Annotated in this window: 12 protein-coding genes; 5 read left to right on the top strand and 7 right to left on the bottom strand. The window is 68.4% G+C overall.

The window, feature by feature from the left end; genetic code table 11:
• Window positions 1-47 precede the first annotated feature (47 nt).
• Both prfB and asnB read right to left on the bottom strand, forming a co-directional pair.
• A protein-coding gene (prfB, locus tag FA89_RS11785) for a peptide chain release factor 2 (protein WP_185754325.1) occupies window positions 48-1173 on the bottom strand; the annotation gives its coding sequence in 2 pieces (ribosomal slippage) (window positions 48-1097 and window positions 1099-1173; 1125 coding nt in all).
• Window positions 1174-1390: 217 nt separating this feature from the next.
• Window positions 1391-3061, bottom strand: a complete 1671-nt coding sequence (asnB, locus tag FA89_RS11780) for an asparagine synthase B (RefSeq protein WP_036140772.1) — start codon at window positions 3059-3061, stop codon at window positions 1391-1393.
• Window positions 3062-3428: 367 nt separating this feature from the next.
• Between asnB and FA89_RS11775 the strand changes: the two genes are divergently transcribed.
• A complete protein-coding gene (locus FA89_RS11775; RefSeq protein WP_036140771.1) occupies window positions 3429-3866 on the top strand; it encodes a hypothetical protein in 438 nt (145 codons plus the stop codon).
• Here the strand turns inward: FA89_RS11775 and FA89_RS11770 are convergent.
• Window positions 3830-5188 (bottom strand): formimidoylglutamate deiminase, encoded by a 1359-nt coding sequence (locus FA89_RS11770; protein ID WP_081916505.1) that lies wholly within the window; start codon window positions 5186-5188, stop codon window positions 3830-3832. The genes FA89_RS11775 and FA89_RS11770 overlap by 37 nt on opposite strands.
• Before the next feature lie 170 nt (window positions 5189-5358).
• Between FA89_RS11770 and FA89_RS11765 the strand changes: the two genes are divergently transcribed.
• The 3 genes from FA89_RS11765 to FA89_RS11755 all read left to right on the top strand — a co-directional run bounded on the left by FA89_RS11765 (window position 5359) and on the right by FA89_RS11755 (window position 8854).
• Window positions 5359-6762, top strand: a complete 1404-nt coding sequence (locus FA89_RS11765; protein ID WP_441295039.1) for a chloride channel protein — start codon at window positions 5359-5361, stop codon at window positions 6760-6762.
• The gene (hutI, locus tag FA89_RS11760) at window positions 6759-8003 is read left to right on the top strand and encodes an imidazolonepropionase (protein WP_036140769.1); all 1245 of its coding nucleotides are present in this window, start codon (window positions 6759-6761) and stop codon (window positions 8001-8003) included. The genes FA89_RS11765 and hutI overlap by 4 nt, the downstream gene beginning before the upstream one ends.
• Before the next feature lie 125 nt (window positions 8004-8128).
• Window positions 8129-8854, top strand: coding sequence for a hypothetical protein (locus tag FA89_RS11755; RefSeq protein ID WP_036140768.1), 726 nt, complete (start codon window positions 8129-8131; stop codon window positions 8852-8854).
• Between the two features lie 63 nt (window positions 8855-8917).
• Here FA89_RS11755 and FA89_RS19655 read toward each other — a convergent pair whose 3' ends face one another.
• From FA89_RS19655 to FA89_RS11745, 3 genes are all read right to left on the bottom strand, one after another.
• Window positions 8918-9085 (bottom strand): 30S ribosomal protein THX, encoded by a 168-nt coding sequence (locus tag FA89_RS19655; protein WP_081916503.1) that lies wholly within the window; start codon window positions 9083-9085, stop codon window positions 8918-8920.
• Window positions 9086-9178: 93 nt separating this feature from the next.
• On the bottom strand, window positions 9179-10120 hold the full coding sequence (locus FA89_RS11750) for a cation diffusion facilitator family transporter (RefSeq protein WP_036140767.1): 942 nt from the start codon (window positions 10118-10120) through the stop codon (window positions 9179-9181).
• Window positions 10121-10157: 37 nt separating this feature from the next.
• On the bottom strand, window positions 10158-10613 hold the full coding sequence (locus tag FA89_RS11745; protein ID WP_051939094.1) for a MerC domain-containing protein: 456 nt from the start codon (window positions 10611-10613) through the stop codon (window positions 10158-10160).
• An 87-nt stretch (window positions 10614-10700) separates the two neighbouring features.
• Here FA89_RS11745 and FA89_RS11740 point away from each other — a divergent pair, with 87 nt between their 5' ends.
• A complete protein-coding gene (locus FA89_RS11740) occupies window positions 10701-12713 on the top strand; it encodes a TonB-dependent receptor (RefSeq protein ID WP_036140766.1) in 2013 nt (670 codons plus the stop codon).
• A gap of 133 nt (window positions 12714-12846) precedes the next feature.
• Here FA89_RS11740 and FA89_RS11735 read toward each other — a convergent pair whose 3' ends face one another.
• A complete protein-coding gene (locus FA89_RS11735; protein WP_185754513.1) occupies window positions 12847-13326 on the bottom strand; it encodes a transcriptional repressor in 480 nt (159 codons plus the stop codon).
• Between the last annotated feature and the right edge of the window lie 34 nt (window positions 13327-13360).

Genomic DNA, 13360 nt, shown 5'->3' with positions numbered 1-13360 from the left:
GTGGTGGCTGGGGGGAAGACGGGGGCACCCATGCGCCCCCGGTGGGATCAGGCGTCGACGCGCTTGGAGCCGGCCTCCAGGCCGGATTTCAGGCTGGCTTCGACGAATTCGTCGAGGTCGCCGTCGAGCACCTTCTGCGTGTCGGAACGTTCGATACCCGTGCGCAGGTCCTTGATGCGGGACTGGTCGAGCACGTAATTGCGGATCTGGCTACCCCAGCCGATGTCGGACTTGGTGGCTTCCAGGGCGTCCTTTTCCGCATTGCGCTTCTGCACTTCCAGCTCGTAAAGCTTGGCTTTCAGCATCTTCATCGCGCGGTCGCGGTTGGCATGCTGGCTGCGCTCGGTCTGGCAGGCCACGACCGTGTTGGTCGGCACATGGGTGATACGCACCGCCGACTCGGTCTTGTTGACGTGCTGGCCGCCGGCGCCCGACGACCGGTAGACGTCCGTACGCAGGTCGGCCGGATTGATGTCGATCTCGATGTTGTCGTCGACTTCCGGCGAAACGAACACCGAGGTGAAGCTGGTGTGCCGGCGGTTGTCGGAATCGAACGGGCTCTTGCGGACCAGGCGATGCACGCCGATCTCGGTCTTGAGCCAGCCATAGGCGTAATCGCCCTCTACGCGGAAGGTGGCGGACTTGATGCCGGCCACTTCACCCGCGCTGACTTCCATCATCTCGGTCTTCCAGCCACGCGACTCCGCCCAGCGCAGGTACATGCGCAGGAGGATTTCCGCCCAGTCCTGGGCCTCGGTACCGCCGGCGCCGGCCTGGACATCGACGAAGGCCGCCGCCGAGTCGAGCTCGCCGGAGAACATGCGCTGGAATTCGAGCTTGCCCACGCGGGCGTCGACTTTCTTCAGGTCGTCGACGATGGACTGCACCGTGGCCTCGTCGCCATCGGCGGCGGCCATCTCGAGCAGTTCGTTGGAGTCGTCGAGCGAGCCGGACATCTCTTCGATGCCGGTGACGATGCCGTCGAGCTGGGCGCGTTCGCGGCCGAGCTCCTGCGCGCGCTTGGGGTCATCCCATATCTTGGGATTTTCCAGCTCGCGGTTGACTTCTTCTAGGCGTTCTTTCTTGACAGCGTAGTCAAAGATACCCCCTAAGCGACTCGACGCGGCCCTTGAGGTCCGCGATCTGCGCAAGGATCGGATTGGTCTCGATCATGGTGTGGCTGGCCTGGTAACGCGCCGCTGGGGCGCCGACTAAAGCGCCCAATCCTAGCAAATAAGGAGGTGTAGGAGCGCACGCACGTGCGCGAAAGGGGTATGAGGCGGCCCACAAGCCAGCGCATGACATCCGGGCGTTCGGCGAAAACATGTCGCGCACGTGCGTGCGCTCCTACACCCCCGCCTCGGGTTGGCGGCCCGGGGGCGGGGGCGGCTCAGGCTGGCAGCGACTCCCGGTGCACGCCGCGGACGGCCCGGCCGGACGGATCGGCGGCGGCGGCGAAGGCCGGGTCCCAGGCCAGGGCGGCCGGGGACGAGCAGGCGATGGACTTGCCGCCGGGCACCGTGGCGGCGCAGGCCTCGCCCGGGAAATGCGTCTCGAAGATGCTCCGGTAGAAGAACGCCTCCTTGGTGGCCGGGGTGTTGGTGGGGAAACGGGACGCGGCGGCGGCGAACTCGCGATCGGAGACCATGGCCTCCGCGTGGGCCTTCAGCCCGTCGATCCAGCCGTAGCCGACGCCATCGCTGAACTGCTCTTTCTGGCGCCACAGAATGGCATCGGGCAACACGCCCTCGAACGCCTCGCGCAGCAGGCCCTTCTCGATGCCCTTGCGGGCGACCATCTTGGCCTCGGCGTCGATGGACATCGCCGTCTCCAGGAACGCTGTGTCGAGGAACGGCACGCGTGCCTCGACGCCCCAGGCCGACATGGACTTGTTCGCGCGCAGGCAGTCGTAATAGTGCAAGGCATCCAGCTTGCGCACCGTTTCCTCGTGGAAGGCACGGGCCGACGGCGCCTTGTGGAAGTAGAGGTAGCCACCGAAGATCTCGTCCGCGCCTTCGCCCGAGAGCACCATCTTCACGCCCATCGCCTTGATCCGGCGGGCCAGCAGGAACATCGGCGTGGAGGCGCGGATGGTGGTGACGTCGTAGGTTTCAATATGCCGGATGACTTCGGGCAGCGCGTCCAGGCCCTCCTCGAAGGTGTAACGGAACCCGTGGTGGACCGTGCCCAGCGCCTCGGCGGCGACCTCAGCCGCCTTCAGGTCCGGCGAGCCCTCCAGCCCGATGGCGAACGAGTGCAGGCGCGGCCACCAGGCCTCGCCACGGTCGTCTTCCTCGATGCGCCGGCGTGCGAAGCCCGCCGCCACCGCCGCCACCAGGGAGGAATCCAGCCCGCCGGACAGCAGTACGCCGTAGGGCACGTCGGTCATCATCTGGCGGTGCACTGCCGCCTCGAACGCCGCACGAAGGTCTTTCGGCGAGATGGTCTTTCCGGCGGTGGCGTCGTAGTCGCGCCATGTGGGGGTCCAGTAGCTCACCGCCTCGCCGGTCTCGCTGTCGTAGACATGGCCGGGAGGAAACGGCGCGACATCCGCGCATACGCCTACCAGCGACTTCATCTCGGAGGCCACGCACAGGCGACCGGCACGATCGTGTCCCCAGTACAGCGGACAGACACCGACCGGATCGCGCGCGACGATCAGCCGCTTGCGCCCGGCATCCCATAGGGCGAAGGCGAAGATACCGTTGAGCTTGCCGGGGAAATCGGCGCCGTGCTCGCGGTAAAGCGCGTTGATGACCTCGCAGTCCGAGCCGGTGGTGAAGGCGTAATCGCTGATCGCGCGCAGTTCGCGATGGTTGTAGATCTCGCCGTTCACGGCCAGGGCCAGGTCGCCCTCGGGAGACCGCAGCGGCTGCGCCCCGCTGGCCGGATCGACGATGGCCAGACGCTCGTGCACGAGGATGGCGCCCTCGTCGACATAGACCCCGCTCCAGTCCGGACCGCGATGGCGCTGGCGTTGCGACAGCGCCATGGCCTCGCGGCGCAACGCGAGAAGGTCGTCACCGGCCTGCAGGCCGAACATCCCGAAGATCGAACACATGGTGTTGCTCCTGACTGGCAAGGTTTAAGACATGGTTGGGAAGTACGAACACGAACGGCGGAAAACCTACGGACCGACAGAACGAAAAAAGGCCCGCCTGGTGAGGGCGGGCCTTCGATGTATTCGGTGGTTTCAGTTGCAACCGCCTACACGCCGACCCTCCCGAGGTTCCGGGTATTATTGGTATTGGCGTTATTGGCGGCGAAGCGGCTCATGCCCCGAATAAACCACGATCCCCGCCGCATTGCAACAACCCGCAATCCCTGCCAGATCGTGCGCCGAGGCGTGCCTATCGCGCACGTCGTGCGCTCCTACATCCGGCGTGTGTGCGGGTATCGTTGGATGTCCGCAAAAAACAGGTCTTCCCATGCTTAACCTGCTTGCCCTCGCCCTGCTCTCCACCGCCCCCCAGCCCGCGGCCGCGCCGGCGTGGCTGCTCGGCGACTGGGAGCCCTACAGCAACGCCTTCACCGGCCTGCGGCTACTGAGTGTGGGCAAGAACGCGCTCAGCTGGCGCGGATGTACCGGCGCGCGCTTCGAGGTGATCCAGAGCAAGGATGACCGGCTGACCTTGCGCCTGGCCGGGGACAGCACCTGCCGGCTCGACGACGAGCCGCCTTCGCGGATGGACACGGTGCGCTTCACGCTGCGCGAGAACCGTTGCGACCTGGCCGTGTCCATCTACGCCTCGCCGGAGGCGGCCGCGAAAGACCAACCGTCGGCCGAAGGCCTCTACGGCCGGTTGAAGTGCCCGTCAGGGCCGGCGCCTCATGCGGCGGCCAGCCTCTCGACGACGCCACGGTAAGCCTCCGCCGCCCGCGCTTCGGCTACGTGCGCGAAGTCGCGTACGCGCCAGTGACCGCCGACCATGACGTCGCGTACCAGCGGTGTGTTACCGGCGAACAGGAAACTGTCGATCACGTCGGCTTCGCCGCGGGCCGCCAGCAGGGGCGAGGTATCGTCCAGCACGAGCAGATCGGCGCGCGAGCCGCGGGCCAGCCGGCCCACGTTCACCGCAGCAGATTGCGCGCCGCCGTCCAGCGCGCGCTGCCACAACACGGTGCCCACGCTTTCTTCCGGACGACGGGCGGCGACGTTGCGATGCCGCGTGACGAGGCGCTGCCCGTACTCCAGCCAGCGCAGTTCCTCCACCGGCGACACGGAGATGTGCGAATCCGAGCCGATACCCAGCGTGCCACCCGCGTCGATGAACGCTCCCAAGGGGAACACGCCGTCGCCCAGGTTGGCCTCGGTGGTCGGGCACAGGCCGGCGACCGCGCCGGTCTTCGCCAGGCGGTCGGTCTCGTGCGGGGTGAGGTGCGTGGCGTGGACCAGCGTCCACCGCGCATCTACCTCGGCATGATCGAGCAACCACTCGACGGGGCGTGCGCCCCGTGCCGCGAGGCAGTCCTGCACCTCGCCGATCTGCTCGGCGATGTGGATATGGATGGGCATGTCGCGGCATACGCCGGTGGCCAGCAAGGTCCGCATCGCATCCTCGGGTACGGCCCGAAGCGAATGCAGCGCCACGCCGATCCGCAGCATGTCGTCCTGCAAGGGCGCCAGGCTTTCCAGCAGGGCGACATACTGGCCGACATCGTGACGGAACCGCTGCTGGCGCTCGTTGAGGGCACGGCCGTCGAAGCCGCCGGTCATGTACAGCACGGGTAGCAGTGTCAGGCCGATGCCGGCATCGCGAGCCGCCTCGATGAGCGCCAGCGACATCGCCGCGGGGTCCGCGTAGGGCACGCCGCGCGGGCCGTGGTGCAGGTAGTGGAACTCGCAGACCTGGGTATAACCGGCCTTCACCATCTCGACGTAGACCTGGGTCGCGATGGCCTTCATGTCGTCGGGATCGATCGCCTCGGCGAAGGCGTACATCGTCTCGCGCCAGGTCCAGAAGCTGTCCTCGCCCGGGCCCCGCCGCTCGGCCAGGCCGGCCATCGCCCGCTGGAAGGCATGCGAGTGCAGGTTGGGCATGCCGGGGAGCACGAAACGGCCGACGCGCTCCCGCGGGCCGGCCGTTTCGTCGGCGAAGCGCCCGTTCGCCACGGCGATACCGTCGCCTCCCGCGCGCCACGCGCGGTCGTGCCAGAAGTAGTCGGCGGCAAGCGTGGCATGCGACATGGCGGCAATCCTCGAAAGATGTCCCGTCATGGTATCTCGCGGCGACGCCGCGGCCACGGGCCGGCAGCGTGCTGTCGGCCGCCCGGCCCGCGGGCGCATAATGTGCGGATGACCCCGATCATTCCACCCGAACGCCAGGCGACACCGTCGGCGCGCATGCCGGAGACCCCGTGAGCGACCTGCCTCCCCACGATGACGCGGACGCTCCGCACCACCCGCGCTTCCAGCGCCTGCGCAAGCTGCGCCAGCACGACCTGCTCTCCCCCCTGCAATGGCGGCGACGCGTGCTGTTCTGGACCGGCGCGATCGTGGTCGGCCTGTCCGCAGTCTTTTTCGCCAAGGCGGCGGACTACGCGTTCGAACTCTTCCACAGCGTGGCGTCGCATGGCTGGTGGGTGCCGCTGCTGATCACCCCGCCCATGTTCGCCCTGCTCTGCTGGCTCACCCAGGGCGCGCTGAAGGCGACGCGGGGCTCGGGCATCCCGCAGGCCATCGCGGCGCTGAAAGTGGAGGACGAAGACTTCCGCACGCGCCTGCTGGCCCTGCGCGTCGCGCTGGGCAAGATGGCGCTGACGCTGGCGGCACTGCTCGGCGGCGCGTCGGTCGGACGTGAGGGGCCCACGGTGCACGTGGGCGCCGGCCTGCTCTATTCGATGGGACGCCGCTTCGGTTTCGACGATCCCACCGCGGCGGGACGCTTCATCCTCGCCGGCTCCGCCGCCGGCCTGGCCGCCGCGTTCAACACGCCGCTGGCGGGCATCGTGTTCGCCATCGAGGAAATGTCCGGCACGTTCGAGCACCGGATGAGCGGCACGCTGCTGACCGCCGTCTTCGTCGCCGGCGTGGTCTCGCTGGGCGTGCTGGGCAACTATGCCTATTTCGGCGATATCAGCGCGTCGCTTCCGCTCGGTCGCGCGTGGCTGGCCGTACTGCTCACCGGCATCGTCGGTGGCCTGGCCGGCGGACTGTTCGCGCGCCTGATCATTCCCTCGACCCTGGGCCTGCGCGGCGTGGTCGGTCGGCTCCGTGCACGGCAGCCGATCGCGTTCGCCGCCGCCTGCGGCCTGGCGCTGGTGCTGCTGAGCCTGCTGAGCGCCAATGGCCTGTACGGCACCGGCTACGCCCAGGCGCGCGACATCCTGCAGGGCCACAGCGACACCGGCCCGCTGTTCGGCGTGCTCAAGTTCCTCGGCAACATCGCCTCGTCCTGGGCAGGCATCCCCGGCGGCATCTTCTCGCCGGCGCTGGCCGTCGGCGCTGGCCTGGGTGGCAACATCGCCCACCTGCTCCCGGGCGCGGACACCTCGGCCGTGGTGCTGCTGGGCATGGCGGCCTACCTCTCCGGCGTGACGCAGGCCCCGCTCACGGCCACGGTGATCTCGCTGGAGCTGACCGCCAACCACATGATGGCGCTGCCGATCATGGCCGCCTGCCTGCTGGCGCGCGGCGCCTCCGCCCTGGTCTGCCGCGTGCCGGTCTACAAGGCCCTGGCGGATGCCCTGATCGTGCAGTACGAAGCCGAACGCGCCCGGCGTGAGCCGACGCCGGCCACGGAACCGGGACACGCGCCATGAGCAACGGGGATCGCTGGGACTACCTGCTGCTCGATGTCGGCCTGGCCACGCTGGCGCCGACCGGCACGGCCTATGGCGCCATGGAGGACGCTGCGATCGGCTGGCGGGACGGCGTGATCACGTTCGTGGGCCCACGTGCCGAGCTTCCCGGCGACCCGCATGCGCTCGCCCATCGGGTCGAATCGCTGCCCGGCCATTGGGTCACTCCCGGCCTGGTCGACTGCCACACGCATCTCGTCTTCGGCGGCGAACGTTCCCGCGAGTTCGAGCAACGGCTGGAGGGCGCGACCTACGAGGAGATCGCCCGCGCGGGCGGCGGCATCGTGTCCAGCGTGCGGGATACACGCGCCGCGGATGAGGACGAACTGCTGCGCCAGTCGCTGCCCCGTGCGCAGGCCCTGCTGGCCGACGGCGTGACCACCCTGGAAATCAAGTCGGGCTATGGCCTGGCGCCCGATGCCGAGCGGCGCATGCTCCGCGTCGCCCGTCGCATCGGCGAGACGCTGGGCATCGACGTGCGCACCACCTTCCTCGGCCTGCACGCGCTGCCGCCGGAGTATGCGGACCGCCGCGACGACTACGTTGCGCTGGTCTGCGACAGCATGCTGCCCGCGCTGGCCGACGAAGGCCTGGTGGATGCCGTGGATGCCTTCTGCGAGGGTATCGGTTTCACGCATGCGGAAACCGAGCGCGTGTTCGCCCGAGCCGCGGCCCTGGGCTTGCCGGTGAAACTGCATGCCGAGCAGTTGTCCGACCTGGGTGGCGCGGCCCTGGTCGCCCGCTATGCCGGCCTGTCCGCCGATCACCTGGAGTGGACCAGCGACGAGGGCGTGCGCGCCATGGCCGCGGCCGGCACCGTGGCGGTGCTGCTGCCGGGCGCGTACTACGCGCTGCGTGACACGCGCCCGCCGCCGATCGCCCGCTTTCGGGAACACGGCGTGGCCATGGCGGTGGCCACCGATCTCAATCCCGGCACCTCCCCGCTACTGTCGCTGCGCCTCGCGATGAGCATGGCCTGCACGCTGTTCCGCCTCACGCCCGAGGAAGCCCTGCGCGGGGCGACGGTGCACGGCGCCCGTGCCCTCGGGCTGGACGATCGCGGCACCCTGGAAACCGGCAAGCGCGCGGACCTGGCGGTCTGGCGTGTCAGGCACCTTCCCGAGCTGTGCTACTGGATCGGCGGCACGCTGCTGCGCGAAAGCTGGATCGCCGGCGTGCGGGTGTCGTCGCCCAGGGCCTGACCGCCACGGGCAACATCCGGACGATTTTTCCGAAAACTTCCATCGATCGCACGGGCGACGCGCTCTAACATCGCGGTCCCTTCGCCCATCCGGGCGTTGGCGACCCTGGCTGTCGAGGATCGTCGATGTTGCGGCCTGCCGCCTGTCTCACGCTGCTGGTCTGTCTGCTCACGGGCTGTGCCGGCGCCGACGACCCGGACGACCGGCGTGCACGCCGCGCCCGGCAGATGCGCGATGTATCGCGCATGCTCGACGCCATGGAACACCCCGACCGGCCACCCGGTCCACGCGAAACCGCGTCGCTCCCCGCGGGCGCGCCCGCTGCACCGGGCGTCGGCTCCACACCCAGGCGTCTCCCGTGGCAAAGCGGATCGGGGATGGTCACGGCAGCCATTGCCCTGGGCCTGCTGGGCCTGGCCGCAGCCAGGCCGCTGGTCCGGCGCCGGCGCCTACGCCGGTCGCGGCGCCTCAAGGAAGCACCCTCCGCCGCCGTGCACTTCGCGGAAACCCCGGTCATGCCTATCCAGGGCATAACGGGCGCCCAGGCCCGTCCCACGTGGATATACCGCACCTCGCCTTACGAGACGCCCCTGCTGCACATGGTGCCGGAGCCCGTCGACCTGCTACCGCCCTGGCCGCCCGAACCCGACCCCTCGGATGCGCTGGCCCTGGCACGCACGGCGCTGCAGCGGGCGCGATCGCTCACCGGCGTCGAGGCGGACGATGCCTGCTCGTTCGCGCTCATGCATGCGTTCCTCGCCGAACAGGAGCCCTCGCTGCGCGCGGAAGCCGCCGCATGCCGCCAGGAAGCCACGGCCCTGTACGAAGCCTTGCCGCATCGTCGGCACTGACCCGACCACCACCAACGAAAAACCCCGCCGAAGCGGGGTTTCTCGTCTCACGCAAGGCAGGCTTTACGCCTTCTTGCGCGGCGCGGCCTTCTTGGCAGCGGCGGCGGCCGGCTTAGCGGCAGCCGGCTTGGCCACGGCGGCGCCGGTGACGACGTCGACGTGCGGACGGGCATTGCCGTAGCTGGAACGGTAGATCTTGCCGCGACGGGTGCGGCGGTCGCCCTTGCCCATGGGAAACTCCTTGATTCGGAATGATGAAGAGGATCGGCCGGCCATCGTATCAGCGGCGGCGCAAATGGCAAGCACCGCCCTTGGGCGGCAGGGTCAGTGGGCGTGGCTGCCGCCGTCCTGGCCACAGCCTTCCAGGTCGTCCTGGCAGTGGCCGGGATCCACCTGAACGGTGGCGTGGCCTACGCGCCAGCGCTCGCTGAGGGTCGTCTTGATCGCGGTCAGCACCCGCCCGACATCGGCGCCCGGGGCCAGTCCCGCATGCAGGGTTGCCATGCGCGAGCCCGACGTGACCTGCCAGATGTGTACGTGGTGGATGTCGACAATGGCCGGGTCCGCCGCCATCAGCTGCCGTTGCACGTCAGCCAGGTCGACCCCATCCGGCGTGCCTTCCAGCAGGATGTGCCCGGAACGTCGCACCAGCGACCACGCGCTGCGCAGGATCAGCAGGGAGACCAGTATGGAAAGGACCGGGTCGGCCCAGTTCCAGTCCATCCAGCGCACGGCCAGGGCGGCGAGGACGGCCGCCACCGAGCCCAGCAGGTCGCCCAGCACGTGCAGGCTTGCGCCGGCGATGTTGACATCGTCGGGGTCGTGGCCGTGCAGGGTGCGCAACACGATGACATTGGCGGCCAGGCCGACCAGCGCGACTGCCAGCATGATGCCGGAAAGAATGGGCGCGGGATGGAACAGACGCATTACCGCTTCGTACACGATGAAGGCGACCAGGGCGAACTGGGTCAGCGCGTTGACGAAGCCGGCCAGGACCTCGATACGGCCATAGCCGTAGGTGCGCCGGGCATCGGCCGGCCGTGCGGCGAAGCGCGCGCCCAGGAAGGCCAGCAGCAACGCCAGCGCATCCACCAGCATATGGCCGGCATCGGCCAGCAGGGCCAGGGAGCCTGAGGCCAGTCCGCCCGCCGCCTCGACGACGAGCATGATCGTGGTCAGGACGAAGGCGAACAGCAGCTTGCGCTCGCTGCCACCGGCGGCGTGGGCATGGTCGTGGTCGTGCGAATGGGCGTGATCGTGTGACATGGGCGGAAGGCTAGGCGCCGGGGCCGCGGTTACACAATCACGGGTGGACGCAGGACGGCCCGTGGATGTGCCCCGCATGATCGCCGTGGTCGACGCGCAGGTTGACGAAGTGCGCCGAGGCCACCAGCAGGCCCCCGCAGGTCACCAGCGCGCTATGCACCAGCAGCGAGCCCTCATGCAGCACAGTGACGCCCGCCACCAGCAGGACGAGCCCGGGTACCGCCAGTATCAGCGGCAGGCGGCGGCGATGCCGCCGGTAACCGGAGACCAGCGCCAGCGTCGCCAGCACGCAGGCGAAGCCGACGAAGCCTGCTTCGAAGCGGTGATCCGCCAGGAACGACAGGCCCAGCACGGGCAGCAGCGCAATCACGAACGGCATGGCCGCGCAGTGGATCGCGCACAGGAACGACGCCGTGGCGCCGAAACGATCGGCCACATGCCACCAGCGGCGGGGCGTGGCGGCATCGTCGGAATCGAGGCGAAGGTCGGTCATGGGATGCATAGCGTGACTTCTTGCACAGGTCCAGGCAAATGATGATACTTTATAACATCTCAGAACACACCATGGAGTGACCTCCCGATGCGCCGAACCCTTCTCGCCCTGACGCTCGCCACCACGTTCGGTAGCGCCGTTCCCGCCATGGCCGAAGATGCGCCGCAGGATGCCACCGCCCCCGCCTCACCCAAAGAGGGCCAAGGCAAGTCGCGCAAGAACGCCGACAAGCTGGACGCCATCGTGGTGAACGCCGTGCCGCTGGGCCAGAGCGCGGACCAGATCGTCGCGCCCGTGGCGGTACTGGCGGGCTCCGCCCTCGACGACGCGAAGGCCGTGTCGCTGGGCGAGACGGTGTCGGCCATTCCGGGCGTGCAGAGTTCGGCCCTGGGCACCGCCGTGGGTCGTCCGATCATCCGCGGTCTGGATGGCCCGCGCGTCGCGGTACTGGAGAACGGCCTGTCCTCGCAGGATGTTTCGAACGTCAGCCAGGATCACGCGGTCACCCTGGAGCCGTTCCTGGCCGACCAGATCGAGGTGCTCAAGGGCCCGGCCACCCTCCTCTACGGCTCCGGCGCCATCGGCGGCGTGGTCAACGTCGTCGACGGTCGCGTGCCCGAGAAGGCACCCGACAACGGCTTCGCCGGCCGCGCGGAGTTGCGCCACGATTCCGTCTCCGACGGCAAGACCGGCCTGCTCCGCCTCGACGCGGGTAACGATACCTTCGCGATCCACGTGGACGGCATGCATCGCGACAACGAGGATTACGACATCCCCGGCGGCACGCTGGCCAACAGCGCGGTGAAGACCACCTCCGGTGCCGTCGGTGCGTCGGTACTCGGCTCGTGGGGCTATGTGGGCGTGTCGGTGTCGCGCTTCATGGACCTCTACGGCAGCCCCGCCGAACCCGGCGATGCGGCCGAGGGCGAGGACCCGGTACACATCAAGATGGCGCAGACCAACTACAGCCTGAAGGGCGGCCTGGTCCAGCCCATCGACGGCATCGCCAGGGTCGAGTTCAACCTGGGGCATGGCGCCTACCAGCACGTGGAATACGAAGGCGACACGCCGGGCACCACGTTCACGACCAACAGCAACCAGGGCCGCCTGGTCGTCACGCACGAGGAATTCGCCGGCTGGAACGGCGCGTTTGGCGTACAGACGCAACATCGCCGGTTTTCCGCGGTGGGCGAGGAAACCTTCGTGCCGCCGACGACGACCAAGGGCGCGGGCGTCTTCCTTACCGAGCAGCGCGAATTCGGACCGGTGAAAGTGGAACTGGGTGCGCGCCACGACAAGCAGGACGTCGAGCCCGACAACGGCGCGAAGCGCAACTACAGCCCCAACAGCTTCTCGGCCGGTGCCGCCTGGCGCTTCGCGGATCAATGGCACCTGTCGCTCAACCTCGATCACGCCGAACGCGCGCCGTCGGAGGAAGAACTCTTCGCCAACGGCCCGCACGCCGCATCCAATACGTTCGAGATCGGCAGCGACCTCAACAAGGAAAAATCGAACCAGGCGGAACTGGGCCTGCATTTCCATGGCGATGCGGTCGAGGGCAAGGTGGCGGTGTACTACAACAAGTACAAGAACTTCATCTACCTGGCCGACACCGGTGAAGTGCAAGACGATCTGCCCGTGCGTATCTGGTCGCAGAACGATGCGACCTTCCGCGGCGCGGAGGCGGAAGCGACCTTCCACCTGGCCAAGGGCACGTCGGGCAACTGGGACCTGCGCGTGTTCGGCGACACGGTACGCGCCACGTTGTCAGATGGCGCAGGCAACGTGCCGCGCATCCCCGCCGGCCGGTTGGGTTCCACGCTGAGCTGGAGCGCCGATAGCCTGCGCGCCAGCCTGGGCGCGGTGCGCTACATGAAACAGGACAAGATCGCCGCGTTCGAAACGGATACGGCGGGCTACACCCTGGTCAACGCGCACGTTGCGTGGACCTTCGTCAACGACGATCGCAGCCAGTGGGAAGCCTTCGTCGACGGCAACAACCTGACCAACCAGACGGCGCGCCCCGCCACCTCGTTGTTCAAGGACGTGGCACCCATGCCCGGTCGCAACATCTCGGTGGGCGTGCGCGCGTTCTTCTGAGTGACCGACCCGGACGCCCCCCTCCCGGCCCGGTCGGAAACGGAACGGGGCATCGCAGTGATGCGACGCCCCGTTTTTTTTGCGCCGGAGCCCTAACGTGGCGTAGGAGCGCACGATGTGCGCGATAGGGTTTCTAGCGGCAGTTCTTGCAGATGCCGTGGACTTCGAGCGTCTGCGCCTGTGGCCGAAAACCCAGCGCTCGGGCCTGCGCCTCGATCAGTTCGGCAACGCGTTCGTCGCAGACTTCCTGCGCGCAGTGGCACTTGTCGCAGATGAGGAACGGCACCTGGTGCGCTTCCGCCGGATGGTGGCAGGACACATAGGCGTTGATCGACTCCAGCTTGTGGATGAAGCTGTTTTCCAGCAGGAAATCGAGCGCGCGATAGACCGTGGGCGGCGCCGCGTTGCCGTGTTTCTCGCGCAGGCGATCCAGCAGGTCGTAGGCCTTGATCGGCTTGCCCGCGCCGGCGACCAGTTCGAGCACCTCGCGCCGCAGGGGCGTGAGGCGCAGGCCGCGCTGGATCGACGCCTGCTCGACCGCCGCGACGAAGCCGCGGGCATCGTCGTGGTGGTCGTGGGCGTGTTTATGGACTGCGGGCGTGGTCACATCGATATCCTCGTGTGCGTCATCCTAACATGCGGGCCGT

It is taken from the genome of Luteibacter sp. 9135 (genome assembly GCF_000745005.1).
Taxonomy (GTDB): domain Bacteria; phylum Pseudomonadota; class Gammaproteobacteria; order Xanthomonadales; family Rhodanobacteraceae; genus Luteibacter.
Note: the sequence above shows the minus strand (reverse complement) of the source record. Positions and strands in the feature narration are given on the sequence as shown.